Genomic DNA, 12,864 nt, shown 5'->3' with positions numbered 1-12,864 from the left:
GTAGGACAGGAGCAAATCATGACCATTCTTCTTCTCGCCGAACACGACAATGCCAGCCTCAACGACCAGACCGCCAAGGCCCTGACCGCAGCATCCCAGATCGGCGGCGACGTGCATGTGCTGGTGGCCGGTTCCGGCGCCAAGGCTGCCGCCGACGCGGCTGCAAAGCTTTCGGGCGTAACAAAGGTTCTGCTGGCTGACGATGCGGCTTATGCCAACAATCTCGCCGAGCCGCTGGCCGACCTGATCGTCTCGCTCGCCCCTGCCTATGACGTCATCCTCGGACCGGCCTCCGTTTCGGTGAAGAACGTCCTGCCGCGCGTCGCAGCCCTGCTCGATGTCATGCAGATTTCGGAAATCGTCGAGGTCGTTTCGGCCGACACGTTCAAGCGTCCGATCTATGCCGGCAACGCCATCCAGACGGTGCAGTCCAGCGATGCCAAAAAGGTCATCACCGTGCGCACCGCGTCCTTTGCGGCAACGGCGGAAGGCGGTTCGGCCTCAGTCGAGAACGCAACGGCAGCCGGCAATGCCGGCCTGTCGACCTTCGTGTCCGACGCACTGGCTGAATCCGAACGTCCTGAACTGACTTCGGCCAAGGTGATCATTTCCGGTGGCCGTGCGCTTGGCTCCTCGGAAAAATTCCAGGAAGTCATCCTGCCGGTGGCCGACAAGCTCGGTGCCGCCGTCGGTGCCTCGCGCGCCGCCGTCGATGCCGGCTATGCCCCCAACGACTGGCAGGTCGGCCAGACCGGCAAGGTCGTCGCACCGCAGCTTTATATCGCGGTCGGCATTTCCGGTGCCATCCAGCATCTCGCCGGCATGAAGGATTCGAAGGTCATCGTCGCCATCAACAAGGACGAGGAAGCGCCGATCTTCCAGGTCGCCGATTACGGCCTCGTCGGCGATCTGTTCGAGATCCTGCCGCAGCTGGAAAAGGCGCTTTAACCGAGTGCATCAAAAGGGGCTGGCTAAATACCACCCGCATGGCTAACAATCTGCCGGACCCGACAAGGGTTCGGCATTTTACATTCGACTGGGCAAACCAGACAGAAACGCAGGAGCGAACATGTCCACCGCCATCAAGAACATCGGCATCATCGGCGCGGGCCAGATGGGCTGCGGCATCGCACATGTGTCCTCCATCGCCGGCTACAAGATCCAGATCTACGATCTGGCCCAGGATCGCATCGAGGCAGCCCTTGCCACGATCAACGGCACGCTCGCCCGTCAGGTCGGCGCCGGCAAGCTGACGGAAGAAGAACGCAAGACGGCTCTTTCGCGCATCAGCGGCTCGACGGATGTCAACGACCTTGCTTCGATGGATCTCGTGGTCGAGGCTGCCACGGAAGACGAAGCGATCAAGCGCAAGATCTTTGCGACCGTGTGTCCCGTCCTGCGCCCGGAAGCCATTCTCGCGACCAATACCTCGTCGCTCTCCATCACCCGCCTTGCCTCCGCCACCGACCGCCCGGAACGGTTCATGGGCATCCACTTCATGAATCCGGTGCCGGTGATGAAGCTGGTGGAACTGGTGCGCGGCATCGCGACGGAAGAAAAGACCTTCAACGCCGCCAAGGAATATGTCTCCACTCTCGACAAGACCTTTACGGTCGCCGAGGACTTTCCGGCCTTCATCGTCAACCGCATCCTGCTGCCGATGATCAACGAGGCGATCTATACGCTTTATGAAGGCGTCGGCTCGGTCGAGGCGATCGACACCGCCATGAAGCTCGGCGCCAACCATCCAATGGGCCCGTTGCAGCTCGCCGATTTCATCGGCCTCGATACCTGCCTGTCGATCATGCAGGTCCTGCATGATGGACTGGCCGACAGCAAATACCGCCCCTGCCCGCTTCTCGTAAAATATGTCGAGGCCGGCTGGCTCGGCCGCAAGTCCGGTCGCGGTTTTTATGATTACCGCGGCGAAGTGCCGGTCCCGACGCGGTAGTTCGAAGCGCGCACTGTCTTGCACAGTATGCCGTCAAGGCGTATATTTCGGAGTGAGAGGCGAGCTTGCGCCCGCCTCTCTGGTCTATTTTCGGAATTCAACCCGCACGCTTGCCTGCCAGCTCGTGCGGGTTTTCCGTAAGATAAACGTGATTCTAAATGGCATAGGCCACATAGATCACCCTCCGGTTGGATGACGAGGCCTTCGCCTAGGTCGGAGTGGCCACCCTCCCCGAGACGCCTGGCAGAGCGCATCTGCTTCCGTCAGCGCAACCATACCGAGAATAACAAAAAGACTTTGGCCGTAAAGTCTCTGGACGCAGGCCGACGTGGATCACCCGCCTTTCACGCCCGTAATCAGCTTCTTGGCATCCTCGCTCGCCCACTCGGCCGGACCGTTCATCGCGCCGATCAGACACCCCTTGTCATCGAACAGCAACGAGACCGGAAGGCCAAAAGCCAGGCCTTCCTTCTTCAGCGCATTGAACACGCCCATCGAACTGTCGCGATAAAACCCGAGCGCATCGACGCCGGTATCGGTGAGAAAATTCTTCGGCTTCTGGGCGCTGCCGGTATCGATATTGATCGCGACGACTTCGAAATCCTTACCGCCCATTTCGTGCTGCAGCGTGTTCAGCGCCGGCATTTCCTCGCGGCAGGGCACGCACCAGGTGGCCCAGAGATTGAGCAGCACCGTCTTGCCGGCAAAATCGGTCATGGTGAGATCAGGCGCGCCCTCGCCTTTCGCCGCGTCCTTGAAGACGAGAGTGTCGATCGGCCGTGGGCGATCGACGCCGCTCATTGCCGCCACTTCGCCCTTCGACAGCTCGTTGACCGTCGCCACCCGCTTGATCGCACCCTCACAGGCGCCACCGGCAACCTCGGTGGCATTGCCAGACCCCATGTTCGTCACGTATACCGCCACGGCTCCCGCCAGGATCCCCGCGGTGGCAGCAATGGCAATCAATCTGGCAGACGGTAGGCCGAAAGGTCGTTTCTCTGTCATAACTACTCCAGGACGGGCATCATGGCTGACGGCACGAAGGACGCACTCACCTCCAACCAGATGTGGGGCGGTCGTTTTGCTTCCGGGCCGGACGCTATCATGGAGGAGATAAATGCCTCCATCGGTTTCGACAAGAAGCTCTACGCCCAGGATATTCGCGGCTCGATCGCGCATGCGACCATGCTCGCCGAAAAAGGCATCATTTCGAGCGAAGATAAAGACAAGATCATCACCGGTCTGAACACGATCATGTCAGAGATCGAGCAGGGCTCGTTCCAGTTCTCGCGCAAGCTCGAGGACATTCACATGAATATCGAGGCGAAGCTGGCCGACCTGATCGGTCCCGCCGCCGGCCGCCTGCACACCGCCCGTTCGCGCAACGACCAGGTAGCGCTCGATTTCCGCCTCTGGGTGAAGGAAGAGCTTGCCAAGACGGAGAGGATGCTGAGCGACCTGATCGCCGCCTTCCTCGACCGCGCCGAAGAACATGCCGATACCGTCATGCCCGGCTTCACGCATCTGCAGACCGCCCAGCCGGTCACCTTTGGCCACCACTGCATGGCCTATGTCGAAATGTTCGGTCGCGACCGCGCCCGCGTGCGCCATGCCATCGACCATCTCGACGAAAGCCCGATCGGTGCCGCAGCGCTTGCCGGCACGCCCTACCCGATCGACCGCCACATGACGGCAAAGGCACTCGGTTTCCGCGAGCCGACCCGCAACTCGATCGACACCGTTTCCGACCGCGATTTCGCGCTGGAATTCCTGTCGGTCGCCGCCATCTGCGCCATGCACCTGTCGCGTCTCGCCGAAGAAATCGTCATCTGGTCGACGCCGCAATTCGGTTTCGTGCGCCTGTCCGACGCCTTTTCCACCGGCTCGTCGATCATGCCGCAGAAAAAGAACCCCGATGCCGCCGAACTGGTGCGCGCCAAGACCGGCCGTATCAACGGCTCGCTGGTGGCGCTTCTGACGGTCATGAAGGGCCTGCCGCTCGCCTATTCCAAGGACATGCAGGAAGACAAGGAACAGGTGTTTGACGCCGCCGAAAACCTGGAACTGGCGATTGCCGCCATGACCGGCATGATGCGCGACATGACCATCCGCACCGACCGCATGCGCCAGGCCGCCGGCGCCGGTTATTCGACCGCCACCGACCTTGCCGACTGGCTGGTGCGCGAAGTCAACCTGCCCTTCCGCGAAGCCCACCATGTCACAGGCCGCGCCGTCGCGCTGGCGGAGAGCAAGGGCTGCGATCTTTCCGAACTGTCGCTGGCCGAACTGCAGGAGATCAACCCGGCGATCACGGAAAACGTCTTCAACGTTCTCTCGGTCGATGCCTCCGTCGCCAGCCGCACCAGTTTTGGCGGCACGGCACCGGCAGAGGTCAGAAAACAGATCGCCTGGTGGCGCGCGCGCAACTGATTGCCATGAAGCGGCGGGCGCGCTGCCCGACTTCGCGAATGTGACTGCACAAGGGCGACGAAACCCTCTATGACATCGTCGTCCGCCATGCTGATTTAAGGGAACGGGAATGTCGAAATCGCTGCTGAATTTGGGGCGCAATGCTGGCCGCATCACGGTCGTCGCTGCCGTTGCCGGCCTCGTTCTTGCCGGCTGTGGCCGCAAGGGTGATCTCGACCGCCCGAGCACGCCGATCGAAATGCAGAACAAGCGCAAGGACACCAACGCGCCAAAGGAACAGGCGCCGGAAAAGCCTTTCGTCCTCGACTCCCTGCTCTGATCCGGGCTGAACCGTGAACCATTTTCAATATATCGACGGCGTGCTGCACGCCGAAAACGTACCCGTAACCGAAATCGCCAAGGCGGTCGGTACGCCGTTCTACGTCTATTCGACGGCAACGCTGGAACGCCACTACAAGGTCTTTTCGAAGGCCTTTGACGGCCTTGATGCCATGGTCTGCTACGCCATGAAGGCGAACTCCAACCAGGCCGTCCTGAAGACGCTCGCCCGCCTCGGCGCCGGCGCCGACGTTGTTTCGGGCGGTGAGTTGCGCCGCGCGTTGGCTGCCGGTATTCCGGCCGAACGCATCGTGTTTTCCGGCGTCGGCAAGACGGCAGCGGAAATGGATTTCGCGCTCGAAGCCGGCATCTACTGTTTTAACGTCGAGTCCGAACCGGAACTGGAAGTGCTGAACCTGCGCGCCGTCAAGGCCGGCAAGAAGGCACACGTCTCCTTCCGCATCAACCCGGATGTCGATGCCCGCACGCATGCAAAAATCTCGACGGGCAAGAAGGAAAACAAGTTCGGCATTTCCTACAAGCGCGCCCGCGAGGTTTACGCGCATGCAGCTCAGCTGCCCGGCATCGAAGTCGCCGGCATAGACATGCATATCGGCAGCCAGATCACCGATCTGCAGCCATTTGCCGATGCCTTCAAGCTGATGCGCGAACTGGTGGAAACGCTGCGCGGCGATGGCCACACCATCACCCATGTGGACGTCGGTGGCGGCCTCGGCATTCCCTATCACGATGACAACAATCCGCCGCCGGAGCCGACGGCATATGCGGAAATCGTCACCGATGGCCTCAAGAGCCTCAACTGCCGCGTCGTCACCGAGCCCGGCCGCCTGATCGTCGGCAATGCCGGCATTCTGGTGACCGAAGTGCTGTACGTGAAGGATGCCGGCGAAAAAACCTTTGTCATCGTCGACGGTGCCATGAACGACCTGATCCGCCCGACGCTCTACGAAGCCCATCACGGCCTTCGCCCCGTCGTTCTGCCGGAAAAGGACGCCGTCCACATCAAGGCCGACGTGGTTGGCCCAGTCTGCGAGACTGGCGACTATCTGGCACTCGACCGCGACATGGCGGTGCCGAAGCCGGGCGACCTTTTTGCAGTCTCTTCCGCCGGCGCCTATGGCGCCGTGCAGGCCGGCACCTACAACACCCGCCTTCTGGTTCCCGAAGTGCTGGTCAAGGGCGACACGTTCCACGTCATCCGCCCGCGCGGCACCTATGAGGAGCTGATCGCGCTCGATTCCGTGCCCGACTGGCTGGCCTGATCTCACGCTGATACGGGCGTGAAGCCCGTTCACGATTGAGCGATATATCGTAAAATGCGGGGGCTTAGGCCCCTGCCCCCTCGTCTTCGCCACAAAGATTGCTATCCTTGCAGTTTGAAGGATTGCGCCTCAGAGCGCGCCGCGCCACCGATTTGCGCCGCCACGACGACGGAGACGGACCGCATGAGACCGGAAAACACGGGCAACAAAGCCGGAGACAGTGGCGCCAAAGGTGCTTTCGCGCTGAAGCCGGATCTGGCACGCCGCGTGGCGCTGAAGCGTGGTGTCGCCCGCCTCGTCCTGTTTTTGGAACGCCTTCTGCCGCTGTCGCTCGCACCGCTTTGCGTCGTTGCGCTGTTCCTGTCCATCTCGTGGTTCGGCCTCATGCGCCTCTCGCCGGACTGGCTGCGCTGGGCGCTGAATTTCCTCTTCACCTTCGCCTTCCTCGCCTCGCTTCTGCCACTGGTGCGCATGCGCCTGCCGGGTTCGGCCGATGCGGACCGTCTGCTGGAAGACCGCAACAACCTCCCGCACCAGCCGGTCGGCGTGCAGGATGACGAACCGGCCTTCGAAACGCCGTTCTCACGCGCCCTCTGGCGCGAACACCAGACCCGCATGGCCGAGCGTATCGCCGCCCTCGATGCCGGCCTGCCCCGCCCCGGCATCGCCAATTACGACCGTTATGGTTTTCGCGCACTGCCGGCTCTCCTCCTCGTCGCAGCCTTCGGTTATTCCTTCTCCAATGGTGGCGGCTCTACAGCTGACGCCCTCATCCCGTCAGCACCGGCCGCCCGCGTCAATCCCGATCTGCGCATCGACGCGTGGTTGACGCCGCCGAGCTATACCGGCAAGGCACCGGTCTTCCTCACCGGCCGCCAAGCGACCGGCGCACAGGCCGTGGAAATCCCGGAGAACTCCGAACTGACCGTCCGTGTCACCGGCGGTGAAGGCGAGGAAACCGTTCGGTTTTCGCCGCTCGAAGGCGGAGAGGCCCGTGTCTTGGCTGCCAACGAACCCAAGCCGCAGGATCCTGCCGCTCCGGGCACGCCGGCACCGACAGCACCGGCACCAACAACCGCTTCCGAAGACGGCGACAAGCCGTTAGCCCCACGCACCTATGCGATGAAAGTTGCACAAAGCGGCGACCTGAGCGTCAACGGCCAGCAATGGATGTTCGACGTCATTCCCGACAAGGCACCGGAAATCGCCTTCGACAACCAGCCACGCCGTGCCGTCAATGGTGCGCTGGAAATCGGTTTCCGCGCCAAGGACGATTACGGGATCACCAAGGCGCTTGCCTTGATCGAGCCGGTGGAAAAAGCCGACGACAAGGCAAAGCCGCTTTATCCGCTGCCGGACTACAAGCTCGACATCCCGCGTCAAAACAATCGCGAGGCCAAGGGGCTTTCCAGCCGCAACCTGACCGAACATCCGCTCGCCGGCAAACGCGTGCGCATCACGCTGGTCGCCACCGACGGTGCCGGTCAGGAAGGCCGCAGCCCGTCGCTGGAAATGGTTCTGCCCTCGCGCAATTTCACCGAACCGCTGGCCGCAGCCGTCGCGGAAGAACGTCAGGTGTTTGCGCTCGACACTCGACAGATGCCGAAAGCCATCGCGCTCAACGAGGCGCTGACCATCCGCCCCGACGAGACCATTCCGAACCTCAGCCACTTTCTGCTGATCCAGTCCGCCAAGGGCCGGATGGAACTGGCACGTGGCGAGGAACAGCTGAAACAGACCGCCGAATATCTCTGGGAAATCGCCCTTGGCATCGAGGACGGCGACCTTTCGGCGGCGGAAAAACGCCTGCGCGATGCGCAGCAAAATTTGTCTGACGCCATCGAAAAGGGCGCGAGCGACGAAGAAATCGCCAAGCTGACGCAGGAACTGCGCGAAGCCATGCAACAGTTCATGAACGAGCTTGCGCAGCGCATGCAGAATGCGCCGCAGGGGCAGCAGAACATGCAGGCCCAAAACATGATCCGCCAGCGCGACCTGCAGAACATGATGGACCAGATCGAAAATCTGGCCCGTTCCGGCAACCGCGACGCCGCCCAGCAGATGTTGCAGCAATTGCAGCGTATGATGAACAACCTGCAGGCCGGACGCCCGCAGCGCGGCCAGCAGGGTCAACAGGGCCAGCAGCAGAACAGCCAGATGCGCCAGCAGATCGACAAGCTCGGCGAGATCATGCAGCAGCAGCAGCGGCTGATGGACGAAACGTTCAAGCTCGATCAGGCCCTGCGCGACCGCCTGCAGCGCGGCGACCCGGAACAGCAGGGCGAAAGCCCCTATGAGCAGGGACAAAATCAACAAGGCAACCAGCAAGATCAAAATCAGCAAGGCCAGAACCAGCAGGGTGGCCAGCAGCAACAGGGCCAGCAAGGTCAACAGGGACAGCAGGGCCAAGGGCAGCAGGGCCAGCAATCGACCGATCAGATGACCGCCGAACAGCTGCGCGAGGCGCTAAAGAATCTTCGTGCCCAGCAGGAAGGTCTCGGCAAGCAGCTCGGCGAATTGCAGAAGGGCCTGAAGGAACTCGGCATGGATCCCGGCCCCGGCTTCGGTCAGGCTGAACGCGAGATGGGCAATGCCGGTCAGGCACTGGGTCAGGGCCAGGGCGAACAGGCCGTTGAAGGCCAGGGCAATGCGCTCAACGCGCTGCGTCAGGTTGCCCAGAGCATGATGCAGCAGATGATGCAGGCCATGCAGGGCCAGCAGCCCGGCCAGGGTCAGGGCGAAGGGGAAGGCATGGCCAATCAGGGAGGCCAGAACGGCCGAGACCCGCTCGGTCGCTTGCGCTCCAGCTCCGGCCCCGAGTTTGGCGATCAGGTGAAGGTGCCGGACGAGATCGACGTGCAGCGCGCCCGCGAAATTCTCGATGCCATCCGCGAAAAGCTTGGCGGTGCGCTGTCAGGTGAGGCCGAGCGGCGGTATCTCGAGCGGCTGCTGGAAATGCGCTGACCTGCAAGTTGACGCAGAGAGACCGCATTTACGTGTCGAATCGCCATCAAAACAGCCAGAAGGCGGCTGCACCACCAAAATCAACCTTTACGGGCAATTCAGCTTCCGCCATCCTCGGGCACATGCGCAAAGGGTATGTCTACATCCTGGCATCGAAGCGTAACGGCACGCTCTATACCGGCATGACCAGCGACTTGCCGGGGCGCCTCTATGATCATCAACACGAACTGACGCCGGGTTTCACCAGCCGGTATGGCGTAAAGACTCTTGCCTGGTTCGAAGAACATGACCTGATCGTTGATGCCATTCGCCGCGAAAAGACGATCAAGAAGTGGCCGCGCGCGTGGAAGCTCAATCTGATTGAGACGATGAACCCGGATTGGCAGGATATTGCGCATTATCTACACGGTTTGTGACCCCATGCAGCCTCTACCGATTATTTAAGGCACTACCTCTCCTCCGTCATTCCTATGCTTGTCACAGGAATCCAGCAGCGACGCGTCTGCGGCGCGATAGACTCGATGACGGCCACATCAGGGAAAGAGTTCTCTCACCGCGCAGATGCGCGGTGGCTGGATTCCGGCTCAAGGCCGGAATGACGGAGAAAGGAGAGCGTGTTGCCACCCATTCATCCCCGAAACTGCCAAAAGCCCGTGGACGTTTTGAGGGGTCGATTCAACGATATCAATACGTTGACTCCGAGTTCATCCCCACATTTCGGGGTCGTGCGACACTCATCGCGTTCTGTTTCGGCTACACCGGTCCGCATTGCCGGCGAGATAGAGCCGGTGATCGCATGGGACACCCTGATGCAGGTGATCCATGCGGGGCTGCGCAGAAAATGGTCTTCCTCTCGTCTGAAAGATGGCGGGGCGTGCGTGTGTCGCACACAAACCGGCCCGACGGTTATAAAAACGAGAACAGGGCCGCCGCAGAAGGACCGGAGTTGCGCGGAAAAACCACCGAACGGGGCACGTCGTGCGCCATTATAAAATTAAATTAGGAGGCACGCGACGTGCCCCGGCCGCATAACCCGCAACGACAGCGGGCGTTTTTTGAAAATCGAAGATCGCCAAGGGACGAGTCTGCCCTGATACCAGCGCAGGTCAATGACCGCCCATCAGCGTCTCAGGCCGCCCGCGTCTCGCGCTGCGCTGCCAGCGCCTGCGCCACCGCCTTGCGGATATCCGGCAGGGCAAACGGCTTGTCGACCACATCGATGACCTTGGTCATCAGGTCGTCGGCGCGTTCGCGCTGTTCGGCATAACCGGTCATCAGCAGGATACGCAGGTCGGGAAATTTGGCAGACGCCTGATGCGCAAGCTCGATACCGTCCATGACCGGCATGCGGATATCGGAGAGGAGGAGATCAAACGGACCTTCATCCAGAAGCGCCAAACCTTCGGCGCCATCGGCAGCCTCGCAGGTTTCATGACCATCCAGACGCAATGCGCGAGCCACGAACCGGCGCAGGGAATCCTCATCCTCGGTGATCAGGATTTTTGCCATGGCTGTTTTCTCCGTGCTTCAATTCGGCACCCAATTGACCGGTCTTTCCTTTTTAAGGAGTAAACACCGGTCACAGGGTCAAGCAACGTGGTTAACAGGCCGTGTCATTGTGTCAGGTTGCGACACCTGTCAGCCTTCCGATGCGGCCTCTGCATCGCCGGTCACAACGCCGACGAACGGCAGTTCGCGGAAGGCATAGGCCACGTCCATGCCGTAACCGACCACGAAATAGTCCGGGCATTCGAAACCGACATAGTCCGCCTCGAGGTCTTCCTTGCGCTTGACGCGCTTGTCGAGCAGCACGGCGATGGTGACGTTTCGTGCACCACGTTCGTAAAGCAGTTCCTTGGCAAATTTCAGCGTGCGGCCGGATTCGAGAATGTCGTCGATCAGCAGAACGTCACGGCCATGCACGTCGCTGTCGATATCTTTTACGATGCGAACGCCCTGCGAGACGGTACCCGTGCCGTAGCTGGAGAGCGTGATGAATTCGACCTCAGGCGCAAGTTCCACATCATGCATGGCGCGCAAAAGGTCGGCCGCGAAGATGAACGAGCCCTTGAGGATGGCGATGACCAGCAGGTCCTTGGTCGGACCCGCAGCGATCCTGGCTGCGATATCGTGGTTGCGCTCGGCAATCTGCTCGGCAGTGTAGAGCGGTTCGATAGTCTTTCCGCGGACCACGGGCATATGCTTCTCCTTGGGCCTGTTGGGCTCGGGTTTAAAGCGGGGCCGATAGCACAATCAGGGGCGCGGGGCACCCTTATCGACGAAGGAAAGCCTGATCTCCGGCTTTTTTCCACCGGCATAGGCCATACGAGCCGAAAACCCGCGACTTTCCTCAGGTCCGATCGTCGCCGTCGGCGGCGCGATCAGCGTCTGCGCCACCACCCGGCCGCCGGACACCAGTTCGGCGCGCATTGGCGAAAGCTGGCGAGCGACGGCATCGGCGTTTTCGATAATGCCGGTCACCAGCATCGCCTGCATGCCATTGGCATCCTGCGGCGTCAGGTTGACATGGGTGATGCCGAGACCCCGCACAGGTGCTGCATCCGCCTGCCCGCCGCCGATCAGGGAAAAGCCACCGGAAAGACCAAAGACCAGCACGAAGACGAGCGCCACGATGGCGGAGAAAAAATCCGCCGACATGCGCATCAGAGCCTGCTCAGCCCGCTCCACCAACCGCGTGGCAAAACCGGCCTGTGACACCGGAGCAGCCGCAGTTTTGACCGGAGGACGCACATTTCGGCGATTATCATTTCGGGGCGACGCCTCGAAATTTTGGCGAGGCCCCCTATCACGGACCGTCACGAATTGCGCATCGACAACCTCATTATGCGCATTTCGGCTCTGTGTCTGCGACCGACGGCTTGGCGCGGGCGGCAGGATATCGTAGGCAGCGGTCGTGTTCTCTTGGCGTGAACGGAATGCGCTCATGGCTTCTCCGGCCTCCTCCAGCCCCGTTATCCCCGAGAGTTGAAAAACACGAAGAAGCGGGGGCATTGAAACGAATCCCGCCCACTAGTAAATTTAAATGGTTAATGCTTCGCAAAGACGGCCGTTAAGCCACCTCTTTCCGCGGAAGATTCATGCTCCGTAAACCTTCGATGTTTACGCACGCGGGAAACCAAAACCTGATGGACTGGACGATCGGTTGATCCATTTCGAAAATGTCGGTTTGCGGTATGGAATGGGTCCGGAAATTCTCCGGGACATGACGTTCGACATTCCGAGCGGCTCATTCCAATTCCTCACCGGCCCTTCCGGTGCCGGCAAGACCACGCTTCTGCGCCTGCTGTTCCTGTCGCTGCAGCCGACGCGTGGCCTGATCCGCATGTTCGACCGTGACCTGACGCAGATCCCGCGCAGCGAAATGCCGATGCTGCGCCGGCGCGTCGGCATCGTCTATCAGGATTTTCGCCTTCTCGATCACCTGACGACCTACGAGAACGTCGCCCTGCCGCTGAGGGTGCGCGGCAAGGAAGAGTCTTCCTACCGCAATGACGTCATCGAACTGCTGAAATGGGTAGGCCTCGGCGAGCGCATTAATGTTCTGCCGGCTGTCCTCTCCGGCGGTGAAAAGCAGCGTGCCGCGATCGCACGCGCCCTGATGGACCAGCCGGAAATCCTGCTCGCCGACGAACCGACCGGTAACGTCGATCCGCCGATGGCGCGCCGCCTGCTCAATCTGTTCCTCGAACTCAACCGGCTCGGCACCGCCGTCGTCATCGCCACGCACGATCTGGCCCTGATGGATCAGGTGGATGCGCGCCGGATGATCCTCACCGAAGGGCGGCTCGATATCTATGAATGAGTTCGAGCGTATCAGGCGGTCCCGCCTGCCCAAGACGGAATCGAAGCGGTCCATCCCCGCCACCGACGATCTGCCGCAACAGCAGCCGCGTCGCG

General features: G+C 61.2%; 12 protein-coding genes. 8 read left to right on the top strand and 4 right to left on the bottom strand.

Annotated features, from left to right (window positions below):
• Positions 1-18: 18 nt before the first annotated feature.
• A complete protein-coding gene (locus tag ACRQ1B_RS21405; RefSeq protein WP_432296072.1) occupies positions 19-948 on the top strand; it encodes an electron transfer flavoprotein subunit alpha/FixB family protein in 930 nt (309 codons plus the stop codon).
• Between the two features lie 121 nt (positions 949-1,069).
• Positions 1,070-1,951, top strand: a complete 882-nt coding sequence (locus ACRQ1B_RS21400) for a 3-hydroxybutyryl-CoA dehydrogenase (RefSeq protein WP_432296071.1) — start codon at positions 1,070-1,072, stop codon at positions 1,949-1,951.
• A 333-nt stretch (positions 1,952-2,284) separates the two neighbouring features.
• Here ACRQ1B_RS21400 and tlpA read toward each other — a convergent pair whose 3' ends face one another.
• A complete protein-coding gene (gene tlpA, locus ACRQ1B_RS21395; protein WP_432296070.1) occupies positions 2,285-2,956 on the bottom strand; it encodes a thiol:disulfide interchange protein TlpA in 672 nt (223 codons plus the stop codon).
• Positions 2,957-2,977: 21 nt separating this feature from the next.
• Here tlpA and argH point away from each other — a divergent pair, with 21 nt between their 5' ends.
• The 5 genes from argH (at position 2,978) to ACRQ1B_RS21370 (ending at position 9,362) form a co-directional block, all read left to right on the top strand.
• On the top strand, positions 2,978-4,381 hold the full coding sequence (argH, locus tag ACRQ1B_RS21390) for an argininosuccinate lyase (RefSeq protein ID WP_432296069.1): 1,404 nt from the start codon (positions 2,978-2,980) through the stop codon (positions 4,379-4,381).
• Between the two features lie 109 nt (positions 4,382-4,490).
• Positions 4,491-4,700, top strand: coding sequence for an LPS translocon maturation chaperone LptM (gene lptM / locus ACRQ1B_RS21385; protein WP_432296068.1), 210 nt, complete (start codon positions 4,491-4,493; stop codon positions 4,698-4,700).
• A 13-nt stretch (positions 4,701-4,713) separates the two neighbouring features.
• Positions 4,714-5,982 (top strand): diaminopimelate decarboxylase, encoded by a 1,269-nt coding sequence (gene lysA, locus ACRQ1B_RS21380; RefSeq protein ID WP_432296067.1) that lies wholly within the window; start codon positions 4,714-4,716, stop codon positions 5,980-5,982.
• Between the two features lie 183 nt (positions 5,983-6,165).
• Positions 6,166-8,946 carry a TIGR02302 family protein gene (locus tag ACRQ1B_RS21375; RefSeq protein ID WP_432296065.1) on the top strand — a complete coding sequence of 927 codons (2,781 nt, stop codon included), beginning with the start codon at positions 6,166-6,168 and terminating at the stop codon, positions 8,944-8,946.
• A 122-nt stretch (positions 8,947-9,068) separates the two neighbouring features.
• Positions 9,069-9,362 (top strand): GIY-YIG nuclease family protein, encoded by a 294-nt coding sequence (locus ACRQ1B_RS21370; protein ID WP_432296154.1) that lies wholly within the window; start codon positions 9,069-9,071, stop codon positions 9,360-9,362.
• A gap of 712 nt (positions 9,363-10,074) precedes the next feature.
• On the opposite strand, the gene ACRQ1B_RS21365 is transcribed toward ACRQ1B_RS21370, so the two are convergent.
• From ACRQ1B_RS21365 to ACRQ1B_RS21355, 3 genes are all read right to left on the bottom strand, one after another.
• A complete protein-coding gene (locus tag ACRQ1B_RS21365) occupies positions 10,075-10,455 on the bottom strand; it encodes a response regulator (RefSeq protein WP_432296064.1) in 381 nt (126 codons plus the stop codon).
• 129 nt (positions 10,456-10,584) lie between these two features.
• Complete coding sequence (hpt, locus tag ACRQ1B_RS21360) at positions 10,585-11,145, bottom strand: hypoxanthine phosphoribosyltransferase (RefSeq protein ID WP_432296063.1); 561 nt, start codon at positions 11,143-11,145, stop codon at positions 10,585-10,587.
• 54 nt (positions 11,146-11,199) lie between these two features.
• Complete coding sequence (locus ACRQ1B_RS21355; protein ID WP_432296062.1) at positions 11,200-11,892, bottom strand: hypothetical protein; 693 nt, start codon at positions 11,890-11,892, stop codon at positions 11,200-11,202.
• Positions 11,893-12,109: 217 nt separating this feature from the next.
• On the opposite strand from ACRQ1B_RS21355, the gene ftsE reads away from it, so the two are divergent.
• Positions 12,110-12,769 (top strand): cell division ATP-binding protein FtsE, encoded by a 660-nt coding sequence (gene ftsE / locus ACRQ1B_RS21350; protein WP_112728113.1) that lies wholly within the window; start codon positions 12,110-12,112, stop codon positions 12,767-12,769.
• Positions 12,770-12,864: the final 95 nt, after the last annotated feature.

Origin of the sequence: Endobacterium panacihumi (assembly GCF_050847465.1) — a bacterium.
Lineage (GTDB): Bacteria > Pseudomonadota > Alphaproteobacteria > Rhizobiales > Rhizobiaceae > Neorhizobium > Neorhizobium panacihumi.
The sequence above is the reverse complement of the archived record's forward strand: the minus strand, read 5'-3'. Positions and strand labels throughout refer to the sequence as shown.

Bases quoted from the DNA above. Each gene is read 5' to 3' on its own strand.
- ACRQ1B_RS21355 (WP_432296062.1), bottom strand. From the start codon at position 11,892: ATGAGCGCATTCCGTTCACGCCAAGAGAACACGACCGCTGCCTACGAT.
- ACRQ1B_RS21400 (WP_432296071.1), top strand. From the start codon at position 1,070: ATGTCCACCGCCATCAAGAACATCGGCATCATCGGCGCGGGCCAGATG.
- hpt (WP_432296063.1), bottom strand. From the start codon at position 11,145: ATGCCCGTGGTCCGCGGAAAGACTATCGAACCGCTCTACACTGCCGAG.
- ACRQ1B_RS21365 (WP_432296064.1), bottom strand. From the start codon at position 10,455: ATGGCAAAAATCCTGATCACCGAGGATGAGGATTCCCTGCGCCGGTTC.
- ACRQ1B_RS21370 (WP_432296154.1), top strand. From the start codon at position 9,069: ATGCGCAAAGGGTATGTCTACATCCTGGCATCGAAGCGTAACGGCACG.
- ACRQ1B_RS21405 (WP_432296072.1), top strand. From the start codon at position 19: ATGACCATTCTTCTTCTCGCCGAACACGACAATGCCAGCCTCAACGAC.
- lptM (WP_432296068.1), top strand. From the start codon at position 4,491: ATGTCGAAATCGCTGCTGAATTTGGGGCGCAATGCTGGCCGCATCACG.
- argH (WP_432296069.1), top strand. From the start codon at position 2,978: ATGGCTGACGGCACGAAGGACGCACTCACCTCCAACCAGATGTGGGGC.
- tlpA (WP_432296070.1), bottom strand. From the start codon at position 2,956: ATGACAGAGAAACGACCTTTCGGCCTACCGTCTGCCAGATTGATTGCC.
- ACRQ1B_RS21375 (WP_432296065.1), top strand. From the start codon at position 6,166: ATGAGACCGGAAAACACGGGCAACAAAGCCGGAGACAGTGGCGCCAAA.